This window comes from Tardiphaga sp. 172_B4_N1_3 (genome assembly GCF_052076035.1).
GTDB classification, from domain to species: Bacteria; Pseudomonadota; Alphaproteobacteria; order Rhizobiales; family Xanthobacteraceae; genus Tardiphaga; species Tardiphaga robiniae.
Genome location: NZ_CP197238.1, coordinates 1,689,695 through 1,704,558 on the forward strand (window position 1 = coordinate 1,689,695; position 14,864 = coordinate 1,704,558).

General features: G+C 60.1%; 20 protein-coding genes, 1 tRNA gene and 1 other RNA gene. 12 read left to right on the forward strand and 10 right to left on the reverse strand.

Annotation, left to right across the window (positions count from 1 at the left end; genetic code table 11):
* Positions 1–20: 20 nt before the first annotated feature.
* A complete protein-coding gene (locus AB7783_RS07735) occupies positions 21–1,010 on the reverse strand; it encodes a hydroxyacid dehydrogenase (protein ID WP_441277307.1) in 990 nt (329 codons plus the stop codon).
* 203 nt (positions 1,011–1,213) lie between these two features.
* Between AB7783_RS07735 and AB7783_RS07740 the strand changes: the two genes are divergently transcribed.
* The 4 genes from AB7783_RS07740 to AB7783_RS07755 all read left to right on the forward strand — a co-directional run bounded on the left by AB7783_RS07740 (position 1,214) and on the right by AB7783_RS07755 (position 3,037).
* A complete protein-coding gene (locus AB7783_RS07740) occupies positions 1,214–1,897 on the forward strand; it encodes a Spy/CpxP family protein refolding chaperone (RefSeq protein WP_184519486.1) in 684 nt (227 codons plus the stop codon).
* A gap of 65 nt (positions 1,898–1,962) precedes the next feature.
* Complete coding sequence (locus tag AB7783_RS07745) at positions 1,963–2,184, forward strand: hypothetical protein (RefSeq protein ID WP_089264703.1); 222 nt, start codon at positions 1,963–1,965, stop codon at positions 2,182–2,184.
* A gap of 83 nt (positions 2,185–2,267) precedes the next feature.
* Positions 2,268–2,525: a hypothetical protein gene (locus AB7783_RS07750; protein ID WP_089264353.1), complete on the forward strand. Its 258-nt coding sequence runs from the start codon at positions 2,268–2,270 to the stop codon at positions 2,523–2,525.
* Between the two features lie 128 nt (positions 2,526–2,653).
* Positions 2,654–3,037 (forward strand): DUF930 domain-containing protein, encoded by a 384-nt coding sequence (locus AB7783_RS07755; RefSeq protein ID WP_244628510.1) that lies wholly within the window; start codon positions 2,654–2,656, stop codon positions 3,035–3,037.
* Between the two features lie 42 nt (positions 3,038–3,079).
* Here the strand turns inward: AB7783_RS07755 and AB7783_RS07760 are convergent, their stop codons facing one another.
* On the reverse strand, positions 3,080–3,955 hold the full coding sequence (locus tag AB7783_RS07760) for a LysR family transcriptional regulator (RefSeq protein ID WP_439077122.1): 876 nt from the start codon (positions 3,953–3,955) through the stop codon (positions 3,080–3,082).
* Between the two features lie 287 nt (positions 3,956–4,242).
* Here AB7783_RS07760 and AB7783_RS07765 point away from each other — a divergent pair, with 287 nt between their 5' ends.
* Positions 4,243–4,473 (forward strand): hypothetical protein, encoded by a 231-nt coding sequence (locus tag AB7783_RS07765; RefSeq protein WP_089264350.1) that lies wholly within the window; start codon positions 4,243–4,245, stop codon positions 4,471–4,473.
* Positions 4,474–4,481: 8 nt separating this feature from the next.
* Here the strand turns inward: AB7783_RS07765 and AB7783_RS07770 are convergent, their stop codons facing one another.
* Complete coding sequence (locus AB7783_RS07770) at positions 4,482–4,670, reverse strand: hypothetical protein (RefSeq protein ID WP_089264349.1); 189 nt, start codon at positions 4,668–4,670, stop codon at positions 4,482–4,484.
* Positions 4,671–4,871: 201 nt separating this feature from the next.
* Between AB7783_RS07770 and AB7783_RS07775 the strand changes: the two genes are divergently transcribed.
* A complete protein-coding gene (locus AB7783_RS07775) occupies positions 4,872–5,096 on the forward strand; it encodes a hypothetical protein (protein WP_068731744.1) in 225 nt (74 codons plus the stop codon).
* Positions 5,097–5,166: 70 nt separating this feature from the next.
* Here the strand turns inward: AB7783_RS07775 and AB7783_RS07780 are convergent, their stop codons facing one another.
* Both AB7783_RS07780 and AB7783_RS07785 read right to left on the reverse strand, forming a co-directional pair.
* Positions 5,167–5,970 carry an outer membrane protein gene (locus AB7783_RS07780; protein WP_184516512.1) on the reverse strand — a complete coding sequence of 268 codons (804 nt, stop codon included), beginning with the start codon at positions 5,968–5,970 and terminating at the stop codon, positions 5,167–5,169.
* A 167-nt stretch (positions 5,971–6,137) separates the two neighbouring features.
* Complete coding sequence (locus AB7783_RS07785; RefSeq protein ID WP_175369082.1) at positions 6,138–6,392, reverse strand: hypothetical protein; 255 nt, start codon at positions 6,390–6,392, stop codon at positions 6,138–6,140.
* A gap of 690 nt (positions 6,393–7,082) precedes the next feature.
* Between AB7783_RS07785 and AB7783_RS07790 the strand changes: the two genes are divergently transcribed.
* Positions 7,083–7,673, forward strand: coding sequence for a hypothetical protein (locus tag AB7783_RS07790; RefSeq protein ID WP_441277308.1), 591 nt, complete (start codon positions 7,083–7,085; stop codon positions 7,671–7,673).
* A gap of 384 nt (positions 7,674–8,057) precedes the next feature.
* Here AB7783_RS07790 and AB7783_RS07795 read toward each other — a convergent pair whose 3' ends face one another.
* Positions 8,058–8,210, reverse strand: coding sequence for a hypothetical protein (locus tag AB7783_RS07795; RefSeq protein ID WP_441277309.1), 153 nt, complete (start codon positions 8,208–8,210; stop codon positions 8,058–8,060).
* Positions 8,211–9,044: 834 nt separating this feature from the next.
* Here AB7783_RS07795 and AB7783_RS07800 point away from each other — a divergent pair.
* On the forward strand, positions 9,045–10,793 hold the full coding sequence (locus AB7783_RS07800) for a hypothetical protein (protein ID WP_441277310.1): 1,749 nt from the start codon (positions 9,045–9,047) through the stop codon (positions 10,791–10,793).
* Positions 10,794–10,950: 157 nt separating this feature from the next.
* Here the strand turns inward: AB7783_RS07800 and AB7783_RS07805 are convergent.
* Positions 10,951–11,040 (reverse strand) — tRNA-Ser (locus AB7783_RS07805).
* Between the two features lie 167 nt (positions 11,041–11,207).
* Between AB7783_RS07805 and AB7783_RS07810 the strand changes: the two genes are divergently transcribed.
* Together AB7783_RS07810 and ssrA are read left to right on the forward strand one after the other, a co-directional pair.
* The gene (locus AB7783_RS07810) at positions 11,208–11,570 is read left to right on the forward strand and encodes a hypothetical protein (RefSeq protein WP_441277311.1); all 363 of its coding nucleotides are present in this window, start codon (positions 11,208–11,210) and stop codon (positions 11,568–11,570) included.
* Positions 11,571–11,608: 38 nt separating this feature from the next.
* Positions 11,609–11,961, forward strand: a transfer-messenger RNA (tmRNA) gene (gene ssrA, locus AB7783_RS07815).
* Positions 11,962–12,042: 81 nt separating this feature from the next.
* Here ssrA and AB7783_RS07820 read toward each other — a convergent pair.
* Entirely contained in the window at positions 12,043–12,282 is a 240-nt protein-coding gene (locus AB7783_RS07820; protein ID WP_441277312.1) for a hypothetical protein, read from the reverse strand.
* Between the two features lie 380 nt (positions 12,283–12,662).
* A complete protein-coding gene (locus AB7783_RS07825; protein ID WP_441277313.1) occupies positions 12,663–12,926 on the reverse strand; it encodes a hypothetical protein in 264 nt (87 codons plus the stop codon).
* Positions 12,927–13,156: 230 nt separating this feature from the next.
* Between AB7783_RS07825 and AB7783_RS07830 the strand changes: the two genes are divergently transcribed.
* A complete protein-coding gene (locus AB7783_RS07830) occupies positions 13,157–13,279 on the forward strand; it encodes a hypothetical protein (RefSeq protein ID WP_276509758.1) in 123 nt (40 codons plus the stop codon).
* A gap of 75 nt (positions 13,280–13,354) precedes the next feature.
* Here AB7783_RS07830 and AB7783_RS07835 read toward each other — a convergent pair whose 3' ends face one another.
* Entirely contained in the window at positions 13,355–13,519 is a 165-nt protein-coding gene (locus AB7783_RS07835; protein WP_089264337.1) for a Flp family type IVb pilin, read from the reverse strand.
* A gap of 336 nt (positions 13,520–13,855) precedes the next feature.
* Between AB7783_RS07835 and AB7783_RS07840 the strand changes: the two genes are divergently transcribed.
* Positions 13,856–14,791: a septal ring lytic transglycosylase RlpA family protein gene (locus tag AB7783_RS07840; RefSeq protein ID WP_175369140.1), complete on the forward strand. Its 936-nt coding sequence runs from the start codon at positions 13,856–13,858 to the stop codon at positions 14,789–14,791.
* Positions 14,792–14,864: the final 73 nt, after the last annotated feature.

The following is a 14,864-nucleotide window of genomic DNA, read 5'->3' on the forward strand; positions in this document are numbered from 1 at the left end:
CCGCGCCAGCAATCGACGGTTCAGCCGAACACGTCCGCGTTGACGGCATTTTGCTTGATCGGCTCGCCGTCGAGCACGCTGAGCATGTTGCGCGCGGTTTGCGCGCCCATGCGGTCGAGTGCTTCACGCGTCACGCCGGCGACATGCGGCGCGATGATCACGTTCGGCAGTTCGAACAGCGCATGACCGAGCGGCGGCGGTTCGGCCTCGAACACGTCGAGGCCGGCACCGGCGAGCTTGCCCGAGACCAGCGCGTCATGCAGCGCGGCCTCGACGATGATGCCGCCACGCGCGGTGTTGATGAGATAGGCCGACGGCTTCATGCGGGCGATCCGTGCAGCGTTGAACAGGCCAGTCGTCTCCGGAGTCTTCGGGCAATGCAGGCTGACAAAGTCCGCACGGGGCAGGGCCGCGTCGAGATCGCTGATAGGCTCGCAGCCGGCAGCCTTGATTGTATCGGCTGAGACATAGGGGTCATAGACCAGCACGTTCATTTCCATCGCCTGGCAGCGCTTGGCGGTGCGGGTGCCGATGCGGCCGAAGCCGACCACCAGCACAGTCTTGCCGAACAGGTCGAATGGTAGCGCTCCGAAGCGCGACGCCCATTTGCCTTCCTTGACCATGGCGTGCAGCTCGACTGCGCGCTTGGCGAGCGTCAACATCATGAACAGCGCCTGTTCCGCAACCGAAGGCGAGTTGGCTGTGCCAGCAATCATCAGCGGCACCTTGCGCTTGGACAGCGCCGGCACATCGACCGCGTCGTAGCCGACGCCGATGCGCGCCACCACCTTCATGTCCTTGCAGGCTTCGAGTTCGGACTCGCCGAACCGCGTGGCGCCGAGCGCGGTGCCGTGCACCGGTGCGTGTTGCTCAATCAGCTTGATGTAGTCGGCAGCGGAAATCAGATTGCTGAACTTGACCACTTCGATGTCATCGCGTGCATTGAACAGGTCCATTCCCTGGGTCGACATCGACTCGGTGATCAGAAGTTTCTTCTTGTTGGTCGCCATTTCCACCCCTTGAAGCATTCTACGTTGTTGCGCACCTGCCAATGGCCGCGCGGGCGTTATCTAACAGGCTTGGCTCGATGAGGTCTACCATTGGCGGAGACGTGGCGTGTGGACTTGGCCGTGTTGAAGCCACTATGGTCGCTGATGATCACAAGTGATTTGCTGCGCCGCGAAATTGCGGTGAGGAGACGATGATGACCAGAATGAATTTGCCCAAGCGCACGCATCGACCATTGCGCCATGTGCTGTGCGTCGCCGCCGTTATGCTGCTCGGAAATTCCGCAGCGGTCCACGCGCAGGGACTGGTGCAGGGCGTGCAGCAGGGCGCAAGAGACGGCAATCGTGCGGCTGGGCCGATCGGGGGCGTTCTCGGCGGAGCGATCGGCGGCGTCGTGGGCGTTGTCGGCGGCGTACTGGGCGTGCCCTCGAACAGCAATGTTCGCGGTCCCGTGGGCGGGCAGTCGAGCGCCAAACAAACCAAGGCCGCCAAGAAGGGCAAGAAGGGCGCTCAACCCGCGGCGGAGCCGGAACTCACCGCCGAGCAGATCGTCGCGAGTAGCGACGCCAACACTAGCCGTATCAAGACGTCGCTCAACCTGACGCCGGAGCAGGAAAAGAACTGGGCCGGTTTTAGCAACGCCATGCATACGCTCGGCAATAACGGCGCGGAGCGTCTGAAACTGCGTATCGCCCGCGCCAAGCGCGATCCGCCGGATGACATCATCGAGCAGATGCGCAACGAGGCTCAGTTCCTCAACGACCGGGCCGTCGATCAGCGCGCCGTTGCCGATGCCGCGGAGCCGCTATTCGCTACGCTGGATGACAAGCAGAAGGCGCTGTTCATCCAGGAGATGGTCGGCCTCAGCCGCGAGCGCGGTCTCGACTAATCGCCGCAGAGAGGAACCTCTTGGCCACGGGGACGTTTTTCCTTCATCAGATGAAGGAGACGATCATGGCTGAGAAATTCGATCCCGCACCCCACGACAAATACGCTGTTGGCGTGAAGGAGGCAGCGCGTGCTGATCGCAAAACGTCTGAGGAACTCAAGACCGGCCTGAAGGACAGTTTCCCGGCTTCGGATCCTGTGAGTGTGACGCAGCCGGACCGGTCGAAACACGATAACGACGACGGCTCATCGCTCTGGAACAAGATCACGGGTGTCTTCAAATCCTGACGGCGCGCGCGTTGCTGTAATAATTAGTTAACCACGTGCGCTGCACAATCACATCGGGCTTTGACTGATGATGGAGGCTGGCGTTGGCGACCGTGTTCTCTGACAGTGATCTTGAAGCAGCCGATATCCCTGCGGCTTCACGGCGGGGCGATATCTTCACCATCCACGCGACGCGCAATGATCAGAGCATGGTGACGCACCGGATCATTCCGGACGTCGCCGTCGCGCAGGCCCGGACGCTCAATGATGCGGGTTGGCGGGTCAGTATCTCCGGTCTCGGCGGCCGCCGGTTCTCGCCCTCGGAATTTCATCAGTTGCTGACATTCAAACGGATCGGCTGACGGTCCCGAATTTGAAACCCCGCCGGTAACACGAGCGGGGTTTTTTGCATGTGCGAACATGGTAGGTTCGCGCCACAAAATCCTCGCAAGTCAAATAAGGTAATTGGCCTAAGGCAATGAGAAAACTAGTGTTCGCAGTTGTTGCCTTTATCGGCATCGCTGCCCAATCTCCCCTACATGCAGCGTCGTCCCGGACCGATCAGATGCTCAAGCTGTCGCCGGAAACCCGTCTGGAGCAGCGTTGCGATGCGCGTGCAATGGGCTCCGTGGGCCGTGAGCACAAGGGATACAAGCCGGACGAGTTCGTGGCCTACGCATTTGCCGATCCGGTCATTCGAGGCAACCAGATCAAAGCACCGGGCGGTGCCATCCGCAGCGGGGGCAAGTGGTACAGGCTGTCCTATGTCTGCGAGACCACGCCTGACGGGCTCGACGTCAAATCCTTTGCCTATCAGCTTGGCACCGAGGTGCCGCGTAGCGAATGGGACGAACATTATCTCGTGCCACGCTGACTGCCGATGGGGACTACGGCCGGGCTCAAGATCATGGCTGAGCTACAGGTTCAACATGGCCGGCGATTTGAAAAAGCGTGACGAGATCGCGTTGAGCAATTCTGTGCTCTGCATTGTTTCCAGGTTCGAGCGCGCACACAGCAACGCTTTGACGGGCGGCAGGTGCGGCAGGTAATATTCCTGCGCCCAGACAAGTGCAGGCGGGATCATCCGCTTCGGAATCGCGGTGAAGCCGATGCCGCTTTCAACAGCTGCCAGCTTGGCGTGATAATCGGGACTGTTGAATACGATCTTGTAGGACAGGCCGTGGCGCGTCAGCGTCCGGATCATCAGATCGTCGCCCGGCCAGGTCAGAATCGGGATCGGTGCGCCCGGACTGAGGACGAAGTCCTTTGCGCGCACCCACACGAACTCCTCATCGGCTTCGTTGACGATCAGGTGCGATATCTCGCTGCTCATTTCCGGATTTTCGAGAATGTACGCGATATCGATATAGCCGTCGATCAGGCCTTTGGTGATGCCCACCGAGTTGTCAGTGTGAATGACCAGATCGGCCAGGCTTTGGGAGGTCTGATGGCTGAAGAAATCCTGCACGAACAGTGTGCTCAATCCAAACCGGATAGGCTGCGGAAGATTGGCCACGCCGCCAATCCGTAACATCTGGTCGTTGGCTTCCAGAATCCGTCTGGCCTGATGCAGCACCAGCTTGCCGAGCTGGGTAGCCGTCGTGCCGTTGACCGTTTTGGTGAAGAGGTTGCCTCCCACCATGGTCTGAATGCGCTTGATCTGGGAACTGACGGCGGGTTGGCTCAGGCCCAGCCGTTCGGCGGCCTTGGTCAGGCTGCCGGTTTCCGCGATCGCCACCACGGTGCGAACGATCTCGATGGGGATATTGAGCGGCTGATATCGCTTGTGCATTGCGACATTCCAGGGTCGTCGAGCAGATCGATCCATCAACATCTATAGTTGTGTGATGATGAACCGCAATCGAAGAATTTAGATATACTCTAAACTGCGTGAAAAGACGTATCGCGTGGAACCCGCAATCTGGATAATCCTGCCGGAACAAGGTAGCTCAATACGGCGGCGATTCCTTAAGGGCGCAGAACTTCTTTTAAGCAATTACAGGTTGTCTATTTCGGCGCTCGGCATGCGTGAAAACGCGATAGTCTGGGCAGGCTGTCATCGGTTTTCGGAGACTGCAGATGTCCGGCACCCGCAGAGTTCATCTGAACGATAACATTCGAACCGAACATCTGAAATGTTCGGGCTGCAGGACCCAAGTTTATCTGATCAAGATCGAGACGGACGACGAGGGCGGTGAAATTCGCACCTTTGGCTGTCCACATTGTGCCGCGTCGAAATCGCTGCGTTTGGCGCCACGCCGGCAACACCTCAAGCCCGCTGAACTCGTTGCGGACCAGGTCGTCTGCTGATCGAACGACTACAGTCGATCGACGCGCAAAAAGAATGCCCAGATGATGGACAGGACGGCGGCGATGACAAGCCATGACGGGTTCATGCAGAATATGTCGCCATAGCGGCACACCTGCATCGCCCATCCGCTGTTGTTGATACTCGCTGCGTAAAAGACACCGGCAGCGACCGTCAGAATGCTCGCGATCATGAACATGGGACGCTCCAATAATATTGGCGCCACACTGTTCTGCATTCTTGAAGCAGCCGTGAATCGAATCGACGAAAGTCGGGGGCTTTGCGCATTTTTAATACGCGCACTCCAGCCCGATACCGTCGCGGATCCGCTTGAGGCTTTGTTAACCGCGAGTCGCCCAGAGTTCCCGATGGGGACATTGCGACGTTGGGGAGGCCCGATTTGGCCAAATACGAAACGACGAAGTACGCGCAGATGCGCCGTTGCCGGATGGCGCATCTCCATGGCGAGTTGATCGACGAGCGATTCAGCGACGATGCCGACAGCGTTTTCGTCAACGGCTATGTTCACGCCGTTCGTCCGGATCTGACCTGCTGGCCACTGCGCTGGACGATCACTGTGGAGCCGTATCCGGTCGAAAGCCGCGTTTTGGCGATGACCGGCTGACCGGCGCATGCATCTCCAAACAAAAGGCCCTCGCTAGCGAGGGCCTTTTGTTTGGAGATCTCTGCAGCGATCAGTAGCGCGCGACCGACGGGCCGCCGAAATGATAGTTCAGTCCGCCGCGTACCGTATTGGTCTTCAGGTCGATATCATGGGCGATGATACCGGTTGCAGCGCCTGGTCCCGTGAAGGTCGGAGCCGAGACCGATTGCTTGCCGAAATCGGTATGGAGATATTCGACCTTCGCCGACCAGTTTTTGGTGAACGCGTGTTCGATGCCGGCGCCGATGGTCCAACCTGCCACGGTCTTTGACAGTGACGCGGTTTCGTTCTGGCCAGTCGTGTCGGTTAGCGAGGAGGCGAAATTCAACTCGGTGAGCGCGAGGCCGCCAGTTGCGTAGAAAAGCGTACGATCGACCGTGTAGCCGACGCGCGGGCGCAGCGTGACCAGCCAATCACTCGTTACGGAATTTGTGGTGGTGAACGAACCGCCAGCCGGGAAGGGCGCGGTGAAACCGCGCGACTGCTTCAGGCCGAAATAGTTCGCGTCGGCCTCGACGCCAAACAACCAGCGGTCCACCTGATGATTGTAGCCGACCTGACCGCCGCCAGTGAAGCCATCGGGATTGAGCCGCGGCGAGGCAGCCGCAATCGCCTGCTGGTTTGCGATCGGCGCGGTGCCATTGACGAAAGCATTGGAGACGTTGCTCTGGCCCCAGGAACCGCCGGCGTTGCCGCCGACATACCAGCCGCCCCAGCTATAACCTGCCTCGGTCGCCCCGGGCGTCTTGGTCCAGACGCGCGACTGCAGGTCGGCGGCAGCGGCATTCACCGCGCCCGACGCTGCGATGATCGCGGCCAGCCAAAGCGTTCGCATCCAGGACCTTCCATCGCTCTGAAGATATTGAGCGAATTCGACACAAGCTTTAGCTGGAAACGCTGACCTTGGCTGTCACCGGTGGGCAACAGAAGCAGAACAATACCTGAGTACGGCAGCAAAAAGCCCGGCCGTTGGGCGGCCGGGCTTTCCGTAACTTTGTGGGATCAGTAGGCGCAGACGTTGACCGTCCGGACGCGCGGCCCACGGCGGGTTTCCACCACGCGGCGCTGCAGGCAGCCATCGGTCAGGCCGCCGACATAGAAGGTCGGGCCGCCGTAGAAGGCGTGGTGACCGTAGCCACCCCATCCACCGTGCCAGCCACCGACATGCCAGCCATGGGCCGATGCAGCGCTGGGGGCGAGGGCGGCTGCACCGAGCGAGGCTGCAGCGATCAGTCCGAGGGTTACTTTGCGAAACATAGATCTTCTCCATTGGGTGGGCGCGCGAGCGCTTTGCTGTGTCCCTGCCCATCAGTCGCTACCCTCGTCGGGCGCGTTCAAAGCGGTTCTGGAGAATCGTGTTTCAGTCTTGTTTCGTCGGAGACAGCTTCATCGAAGCCGGGTCTCCCGATCAGGGCAGCGCAGTGGCTGCAGGCGCACCAACTAGCTGAGTTGCGAGATGACTGAGCGGCGGTGTCGCGAAATCGTCCCGCGCTTAGAAGCGGGCGCGGTAACCGTCATAAGCGTGAGCGGCCAGAATGCCGGCGCTGAGAAATCCGAAGAGTGCAGTGACGGTCTCAATCATCGTGGTGGTCCTTATTCCCCCGCGAACTACAGACGGCACGGGGGGCCGCACAGTCAAAGAGATTCGCGGTCCGCTTTTCATTCGGAGCTGCAGTGATGCGTCGTTGCAACATTTTACGCGGTTGCGAGGAGCGATCGCGGCGCAACGGCGATGACAATGCGGCGCCGGCGAGGCGACGCCAGCCCGGCGCAGGGTTAACGGGCGCTGAAGGCGTATCAGCGCGGGCATGATGAGGCGACATGGGGGATGACCGAGTCGCAGCAGTTCACCTCAGTGGATTTTTTGCTTACATACGCTTCAAGGAATCGCGCCGGTTGTCTCGCTCCCCGAGCCGCAGGATCGGACGTCGCAAGTGAGGATCTCCAGTGGCCGATACTTTCAATAACGAGATCAATGTCGGGCCGCCCCCTGTGCCGCTGCGCAAGCGCAGGTCGTTCGGCCCGTTCGGAGTTATCGTCGTGCTGTTGATCCTCGCTGGCGGCGGTGGATATCTCTGGCTGAACTACCATGACGCACTGACCGACATGGCACAGGCAGTGACAGGAAGCACTGGTCCCAGAGAGAGCGCCCCGGTGTTGGCGAGCGCGGCAGAGGGCAGCGTCAGCGCGACTGATTTCGCGGCGTTCCAGCAGCAGACCGGAAGCTCGATCCAGGCTGCTACCGAACTGCTGACGGCGCAGCAGACAGAGTTGAAGCGCCTGTCCGATCAGATCCAGGGCCTCACGACCCAGGTCGTCGGACTAACCGCCAAGATCGATACGCTGCAGGGCAGGGGCGTTCTCGCCCCGCCGGCTCCAGCCGCTGCGGCGCCAGCGCCCATGGCCGCAGCTCCGGCTGCGCCAGTGGCCGCGCGCCCGGCACCCACGGCGCCGCGCAAGCGACCCGCCGATCGTCCCGCCGGTGCCATCTCGGTCGGCGGCGCTCCGCTCCCGGCGGCAGCACAGCCGCCGCGGTAATCCCTCAGGCGGCCTAACGCGTCTGGGGCCGTCGTGTTTTTTTGGGCGGCCTGTGGCGGCTGAGATCGGGCGGGCCGCCGACGATCTTGGCCTTCACGAATTCGCATTTCGGGCAGGCGAAGGTGCACTTGTCGCCGCCGCCGGGATCCGGCTCGCTTCGCAGCAACGCCATTCGCGCCCGGCACATCGCGCAGCGCGGCGGCTGGAAAGCGGCTGAGGACGGTATTTGTGGTGGGTCGGCTGAGGGCATCTGAGAAACGCTGCGGCGAGGAACGATAAGCCTTCTGGTTTTAAGCCCGCGAACTCGCCGTTCATAGGGCGATGCGTCAGGATAGCAAGACGATCGCGGCAACGACGACGCCGCGCTCACGAAACAGAAATATTTTATGCTAAGCACGTTTGAAGACCGACAATGACTTGGTAGCCGTTGGCCTTGCCCAGGATGTCTTCGTCGGGAGCGGCCACGGATGGACGCACATTGACGAGCAGGAATAGTAACGCAAGCATGATGCGCATGCCGGCAGAAAACTTCGACATGTGCCCGTACCTTCAACTATTGCGAAGGGTCTCTAAACGTCGCTCCAAAGATTTATATTGAAGCCTCGGACCGTTATGTTCGGCCGCAACAAATAAGCTTTCCCCGATCCCCTTATGAAAGGACTGCCGGCACCGCCGGCAGTCCTTTCCGTTTCCAACGCTATCACCTGTCGGATGCTTGACCGCCCCGTAGGGCGCTTCATTGCAGCAGGCCCAAGCCCTAGCGGCTGTCCGTCTGACCGTCCCCTTTTGCCGGTATGGGTACCAGGTCACGCGAGCGACTTTTCGGGTCGACGATCAGCGCGGCACACGCGCTCGGTGTGGTGGCCGGAACGGTGACATCTTCCTTGCTCTCGACTCTAGGTTGAGGTTGGATTGCTGAATTAGGGGCGCGATGTCGGAGAATAACCGCCTGCAGAGATTTTCTTGGGACGAACTGACAACGCATGAGGGCTGTATTATGTGGATCACATTAGCAGCGTGCCTTGCTTGCTTGATAGTTGGTGCCTTTGCGGGGCTCCACCTCGGCTACTACGTAGGCAGAGCGGAAATCCAAGACGAACTCCGGGATGTGCTGAAGCGGCTAACTTGATTTCACCAGCGGCGGATGCCGGGACTTTGCGGCCTTTCCTGTGCCGAGATGTACGGTCGGGTGTGCACTGTCCGACCCTCGGGGCCTTATCCTGACGGCTCTGCAATGCCTGCATTGGGCGAGCGCAGGCTCCAGTCAACAAAAAGGTGTTGAGGTAATCACACACTACCCGCCCTGGTTGATTTCACATCAGTGCAACCCTAGGCTGTTCGGATATTCTCGGTAACCGGCGGCCTCAGAATATGAAAAGCAAGAAGCTGCTGGGCGTATTCTGGGGCACGGTTGCAGCGGGCGCGCCCGTGATTTTGCAGGGCGGGCTCAAAATTTGGTCTGGGCCGATCATCTGGTTGGCCGGTGACCATGCTTTCTTCCTCGCCGATCTGAAGCAACTGATCATGCATCAGGGTTTCTGGTCGAGCAGCGTGACGGGCTTCCCGTTCGGTCAGGTGAACGCGTACTTTCCGACGTTCGAGCCGCTGCTCCGATTGCTCATGCTGGCGATCGTCAGTTTTGGGTTCGACGTCTTCACTGCAGCGAAGGTCTTCTACATAATCGGCATCGGTGCGCTTGGCGCCTCCGCCTATGCTTGTCTTCGTTTCCTTAAAATCATCCCGCCGCTCGCTGCTCTTGGCGGGATCGTCTTTGCTGTGTCGCCTTACTTTCAAGTACGGGCGACAAACCATGACATGCTGGCAATCTACGTGTCGGCGGCCTTCGGTGCCGCGCTCGCAATCCACATTGCCATGATGGATCGGCAGTCTGAGTTCTTCGCGCTTGTTCGCAAACCATTCTTTATCGCTGGGATACTCATCGCCTGCACTGGCGGCTTCTACTATGCGGTCTTCTCGATGTTGATGGTCGGCGTTGCCCTGACCGGGCTAACTGTTCGTACATGCCAGTTCCGGGCGTTAGGAGCATTCGCGGTGATGTGTGCGATCATCGTAGCCGCGATGCTTGCCATAGCGCTCGGTCCGAATTTTTCGCTCGCGCTTTCTGGAGCACCTAAGCGTGGCCCAGTCGAGCAGTTCTGGCATGGGCTTTCTATTTCCGATGCACTCTACACGCTGGATTGGTTCTCGTGGGGGCGAGAGCATATAGGCAAGTACGACATCACAAGACCCGTGACGCTGGTGGGGGAGGGGCATCACGAATGGCCGGGTATCATCTTGTCAGTTTCGATGCTGGTCAGCCCGATTGTCGTGCTGGCCTTTGCGGGCCATACACCCAGTGACCGCCGATGGAAGGGGATCGTTTGCGCGTCGGCGCTGATGTGCTTCGGGCTGATATTCGCCAGTCGCGGAGGCCTCGGATATTTGTTCAACCAAATCATATCGCCCTCTCTTCGTGGCCAGTCACGCATCATGCCGCTGCTGATGTTCATGGCGATCTTTGCGACACTCAGCCTCATTGAATGGTTCTGGCAAAGACATCTCCTGGTGACGCGTGGCACCGCAGTTTTATTGGTGCTAGGGCTGCTCGCCGGCAGTTGGCACGTCCGTTCCACGCTCTCATCGAGGCAGGGATGGATGGCGGATCCGAACACTAAGGCGCTTATTGCCAGCGTGAAGAATATGCTCGCTGCAAAGGACCGCGCAGAGTCGACTGCCATATTGCAGTTGCCAGTCACCAACTGGCCAGAGGCTGCATTTCGGCCGGACTATGATTTTTATCCAATGCGCTATGGCTTCTTGTTCGATCGAGCTGATAGCCCGACAAAGTGGAGCTATGGCCTGTCAGATCGGCAGGATGCCTTTAGAGTGCTGAGCAATTCGTTTGCTGTCGGCGCGGCCGACGTCGTCAGCAGAGCGCGGGGATTGGGCTACGACGCCATCCTGGTCGAAAAGCTGGGCTACGATGCAAAAGACTTGTCGATTGTGGTGGCCTCGATCGAGAGCGGATTGTCTCCATCATGCAAGATATTCGACGACAGGATGCGGGCTTTGTACGACATAGGGAACCCCTGCCATCGCTCCTTGCCGCCGGTCCAGTAACGATAAGACCAATTCCGCGACGCTCGGGCAGTTGATCCGCCCAAATGCAGACCGGCGGCTAATGGCTTCGGCTAATGCAAATTAGCCGCTCGAATGGCAGGCGTTGATGGCGAAGGCCGTAGCGCATTGGCGAGTTTCTGCGCATCATGGCGTAGAATGGCGGAAAGGGTGGGATTCGAACCCACGGTACCCTTGCAGGCACGGCGGTTTTCAAGACCGCTGCCTTAAACCACTCGGCCACCTTTCCGTCGTGGGACAGCGCTTAGCAAAGCGGCCTGCCGAGGGAAAGAGAGGATTGCGCCGGGGCGGCTGTCCGGGGCTGAAATCATCGGCACGGGGATTCCCTTGGGCCGGTCGGTGCCGGGCGCCGGGCGTGCTAAGCAAAGCCTGACGATTCTGAGGACGGAGACCAACATGGCAAACCCGACACCGCGCGCCGACGCCTTGCGTGCGATGCGCGAGGCCAAATTCGAAGCCGCGCAGCGGCTGATCAAGGAGGCCGGCAAAGCCGCCGCGCCCGCGGAGAGCAAGCCCGCGCCTGCGGCGAAGAAGGTGGCTGCCGCGAAGCCTGCCGGGGAGCCGGCTGTCGAGGTTCTGGCGGTCGAGACGCAGGGTTCAGGGCCTCAGGCTGCGGACGTGCCGCCGGTCGAAGCTCCGATTGCCGAAGCCAAACCCGCAAAGATCAAGGCACCTAAAGAAAAGCCGGCCAAGGCAGAGGCGGCCAAGCGCGCTGCCAAAAAGACGGCCACAAAAAAGAGTTCCGCCAAGAAGGGGTAGCGGCCAGCGGCATTCCGCCCGGAAAGCAGGGCGGACCGAGCCTAGATTTCGCCTGAGATCGCGCCTATATCTGGTTCGTCGCAAGACGATGGCGCTGAACCTCTCAATGGACTGCGGGCAGACCCGGGGGCAGTACCCGGCGCCTCCACCTTAGCAGCTCGCGATCTCATCCAGGTGAGGTCGATTTCGCCGGATGGTGAAATGCACGGGCTGCTCAGGCGGGGGCGAAACAGGATCGATGGCCGCGAAGAAGTTGTGAATTGTGCTCGGCATGATACCGCCGTTATCGGGTCAAAACCTAAATGCAAACGATAACGTTCGCATGAACGAAGTGCGCCTCGCGGCGTAACCGTTCGGGGTAGGTCCACCTTGCAACAGAACGGCCATGGCCGCGTCAACCTTCGGGTTGGCGCGGCTTTTAATTTGCCTAGGCTTCTAGTTTGCGGTGTCGGAGAATGGCGCTTCCGTGCGCTCAGTGCCTGGTCTTGCCTGTCTGCAAGAACGGCTGCCGCGCATTTTCGTGTTTCTGATAGAGTTCGAGCCAGCGCCGGTCTTCGGCATGGGCCCATTGTTCGAGCGAGATCCCAGGCGGGCGGCCGTGACCGATGGTGCCGTCAAGGCGGGTGAATTCCGCAGTCTCTTCCACGGTCAGCCCGATCAGCACCCGGATGCCCTTGTCATTCAACTCATAGCTGTCGTCATCGTCGATCATGCCGGCAATTGAGCAAGGCTGCAGGTGCGGTCAATGCAATTACCGGTTTAACCTAACCAATCAACCTTACCGGCAGCATGTGCGTCTGATGTCGGTAGGCATCCATCGTCACGATGCGATGGTGCCCCGCTTTGCTGCCAGCTCACTCCGCGTCATTACGAAGCGCCGCGCGCCGAGGCTATGCTTGCCGTGGGCGCACAAATTATAGCCGAAGCCACGACGCAATTTTAACAGAATGCATGCTCACATTCAGTGTCGTTCGGTCGATGCAATGGAGTAGGCAATGGCACGCAATTTCGGCGTTCCCCGACAGTTCCGCCCGCGGGCGCAGGCGTCCGTCTGGCCGCTATGGGTGATGGCTTTCGCGGTCGTCACCGTGATCAATGCAGCGACATTCCTTCCGCACTAGCGGGAGCAGGTGGCTGCTCACTCGACGCTGCAGCATGCGGCAGGCGCCACGACCCGAGCACATAGAGCTTCATGCTGTTCTGGAAGCGCGACGTGACGGCGGTGAAGATCGCTTCTGGGTGTTCGGCCCAGATGGCGATTTGGTAGAGCGTCACGATCAGGTGGCCATCGCGAAACCTGTACTCTCCCGCACCGGTTATTCCGCCGCAATCCGTCCTTGAAACGTCCATCTCCATCCCCAACATCCCGCCGCAAGAGTCCCGCCAGGAATCGCGTCAGCGCGTTCCGCTATCAAATCCAAATCATGCGCGATCGTTCAACTAACAAATAGTTGAAACGGACGGGGAGCGAGTTGCGGAAATTAATCTCCGTTAGCGGCGGGCCGCAAATTCAAAACAAACCGCAGCGGGGATCTTAAAAATCATCATGTATTGCTGGGCCCAACGAGAATGCCGGGGGCTTTGTGGTGATCGAGACCTTGTTGTTGCTGAGTGTCGTTGCCGGTGTCGGCGGCCTGCTGGTGCAGGTCTATCGCTGGCGTCAGGACGTGCTGTACGGCCCGTATATCCGCCGCGAGTGGTACGATTGATCGTGCGAGACGTAACTTGAGGGAGAACTCCGCGCGCCGTAGCGGCGCGGGGAGTGATAATGGATCGTCAGGTCGTCACTTCAGTGACGAGTTGATCGATGTAAACTTGCCATTGAGCTTGGTGCCCATACCGTTGATGACGGCAATGATGGCGAGGGCAATGCCGGCAGCAATCAGTCCATATTCGATGGCCGTGGCGCCGGTTTCGTCTGCGATAAATCGCTTGATGAGGTTTTTCATAGTGGTGCACGCTACGAAGCTCGTCTGAATCCGGGGTAAATATGTAAGCGTCGATCCCGGAAAAAATGCGCGTGTTCTGAAGTGGTTGAACACAATCACGGTGCCATCTCACCGATCGCAAGAGGAACTTCTAGCGCGACGTGTGCGGTGCGAGCGACACCCGGCGTGCGGGCTGAAAACCCACATCCTCTGTTTACCATACCGGGGCTCTCCCCATTTCCGCCGCGATCCGGCTGCGATATATTCACCACTTGATGCGGAAGTGGGTTGCATCGGGATTTTGGCCGTGGGGATGCCGGAGATGGGCAGGCGGCCGCTGGAATGGTATTGGGGCGTATGGGGATTCGTGGGTCAAACCGACTCGGCCAGGCTGTTCAGGCAGCAGCGGCCATCAGCGCCTGTCTGGCGCTGGCCAATTGTTCCTCCTCCACCACCAGCTTCAGCCGCCTCGATCCGAAATATGGCGTCTCGAGCAGTCCTCGGGTCGTCGGGATGGGCGAGCCGGTTCCCAAGGGCGGCGGCACCTACCGTGTCGGCAAGCCCTACACCGTCGCCGGCAAGCTCTATGTGCCGGAAGAAAACATCAATTACCGCGCTGAAGGCATCGCCTCCTGGTATGGCGACGCGTTTCATGGCCGTCTGACAGCCAATGGCGAAGTGTTCGACATGGCCTCGCTCACCGCGGCCCATCCGACGCTGCCGATCCCGAGCTATGCCCGCGTCACCAACGTCTATAACGGCAAGTCGCTGATCGTTCGCGTCAACGATCGCGGCCCGTATCACGGCAACCGCCTGATCGACGTCTCGAACAAGGCCGCCGAACTGCTCGAGTTCAAGGGTAACGGCACCGCCAAGGTTCGCGTCGAATATGTCGGCCGCGCGCCGCTGGAAGGGTCGGACGATCGCCAGCTCGTTGCCACGCTGCGCACCGGTGAACCGGCACCGTCGCCATCGCTGGTGCGTGTCGCCTCGGCGCGCTCCTTCGTGCCCGACATGCAGGGCGGTCGTGTTGTCTCGCGCGATGTTCCTCTGCCGGAGGGCCGCCCGTATTCGCTCGGCAATACTTCGGCCGATGTGGCCTCAATCCGTTCGACGTCGGAAATGTCGGCATCGAGCCGCATGCGCACGGCGTCGGCGCCGCGCATGACCGAGAACCACCGCGCGGTGTCCTATGAGAGCAACGCCGCTTATGCTGCGCCTGCCGAGCCGGATGACGGCACGGTCGATGCGCGCGGCGCCCAGGCGATCCTGTCCGGTCGCGGTCTCTACTAAGCCGGTTCGTCGTTCACGACCGACACCAGACGGGCGCAGCATAGCGCCCTGATCCGCGTTGCACCTTGCCGCG

Coding starts and splice junctions, on each gene's coding strand:
- AB7783_RS07735 (WP_441277307.1), bottom strand. CDS start 1,010: ATGGCGACCAACAAGAAGAAACTTCTGATCACCGAGTCGATGTCGACC.
- AB7783_RS07740 (WP_184519486.1), top strand. CDS start 1,214: ATGAATTTGCCCAAGCGCACGCATCGACCATTGCGCCATGTGCTGTGC.
- AB7783_RS07745 (WP_089264703.1), top strand. CDS start 1,963: ATGGCTGAGAAATTCGATCCCGCACCCCACGACAAATACGCTGTTGGC.
- AB7783_RS07760 (WP_439077122.1), bottom strand. CDS start 3,955: ATGCACAAGCGATATCAGCCGCTCAATATCCCCATCGAGATCGTTCGC.
- AB7783_RS07765 (WP_089264350.1), top strand. CDS start 4,243: ATGTCCGGCACCCGCAGAGTTCATCTGAACGATAACATTCGAACCGAA.
- AB7783_RS07770 (WP_089264349.1), bottom strand. CDS start 4,670: ATGTTCATGATCGCGAGCATTCTGACGGTCGCTGCCGGTGTCTTTTAC.
- AB7783_RS07780 (WP_184516512.1), bottom strand. CDS start 5,970: ATGCGAACGCTTTGGCTGGCCGCGATCATCGCAGCGTCGGGCGCGGTG.
- AB7783_RS07785 (WP_175369082.1), bottom strand. CDS start 6,392: ATGTTTCGCAAAGTAACCCTCGGACTGATCGCTGCAGCCTCGCTCGGT.
- AB7783_RS07795 (WP_441277309.1), bottom strand. CDS start 8,210: ATGTCGAAGTTTTCTGCCGGCATGCGCATCATGCTTGCGTTACTATTC.
- AB7783_RS07800 (WP_441277310.1), top strand. CDS start 9,045: ATGAAAAGCAAGAAGCTGCTGGGCGTATTCTGGGGCACGGTTGCAGCG.
- AB7783_RS07810 (WP_441277311.1), top strand. CDS start 11,208: ATGGCAAACCCGACACCGCGCGCCGACGCCTTGCGTGCGATGCGCGAG.
- AB7783_RS07820 (WP_441277312.1), bottom strand. CDS start 12,282: ATGATCGACGATGACGACAGCTATGAGTTGAATGACAAGGGCATCCGG.
- AB7783_RS07825 (WP_441277313.1), bottom strand. CDS start 12,926: ATGGAGATGGACGTTTCAAGGACGGATTGCGGCGGAATAACCGGTGCG.
- AB7783_RS07835 (WP_089264337.1), bottom strand. CDS start 13,519: ATGAAAAACCTCATCAAGCGATTTATCGCAGACGAAACCGGCGCCACG.
- AB7783_RS07840 (WP_175369140.1), top strand. CDS start 13,856: ATGGGGATTCGTGGGTCAAACCGACTCGGCCAGGCTGTTCAGGCAGCA.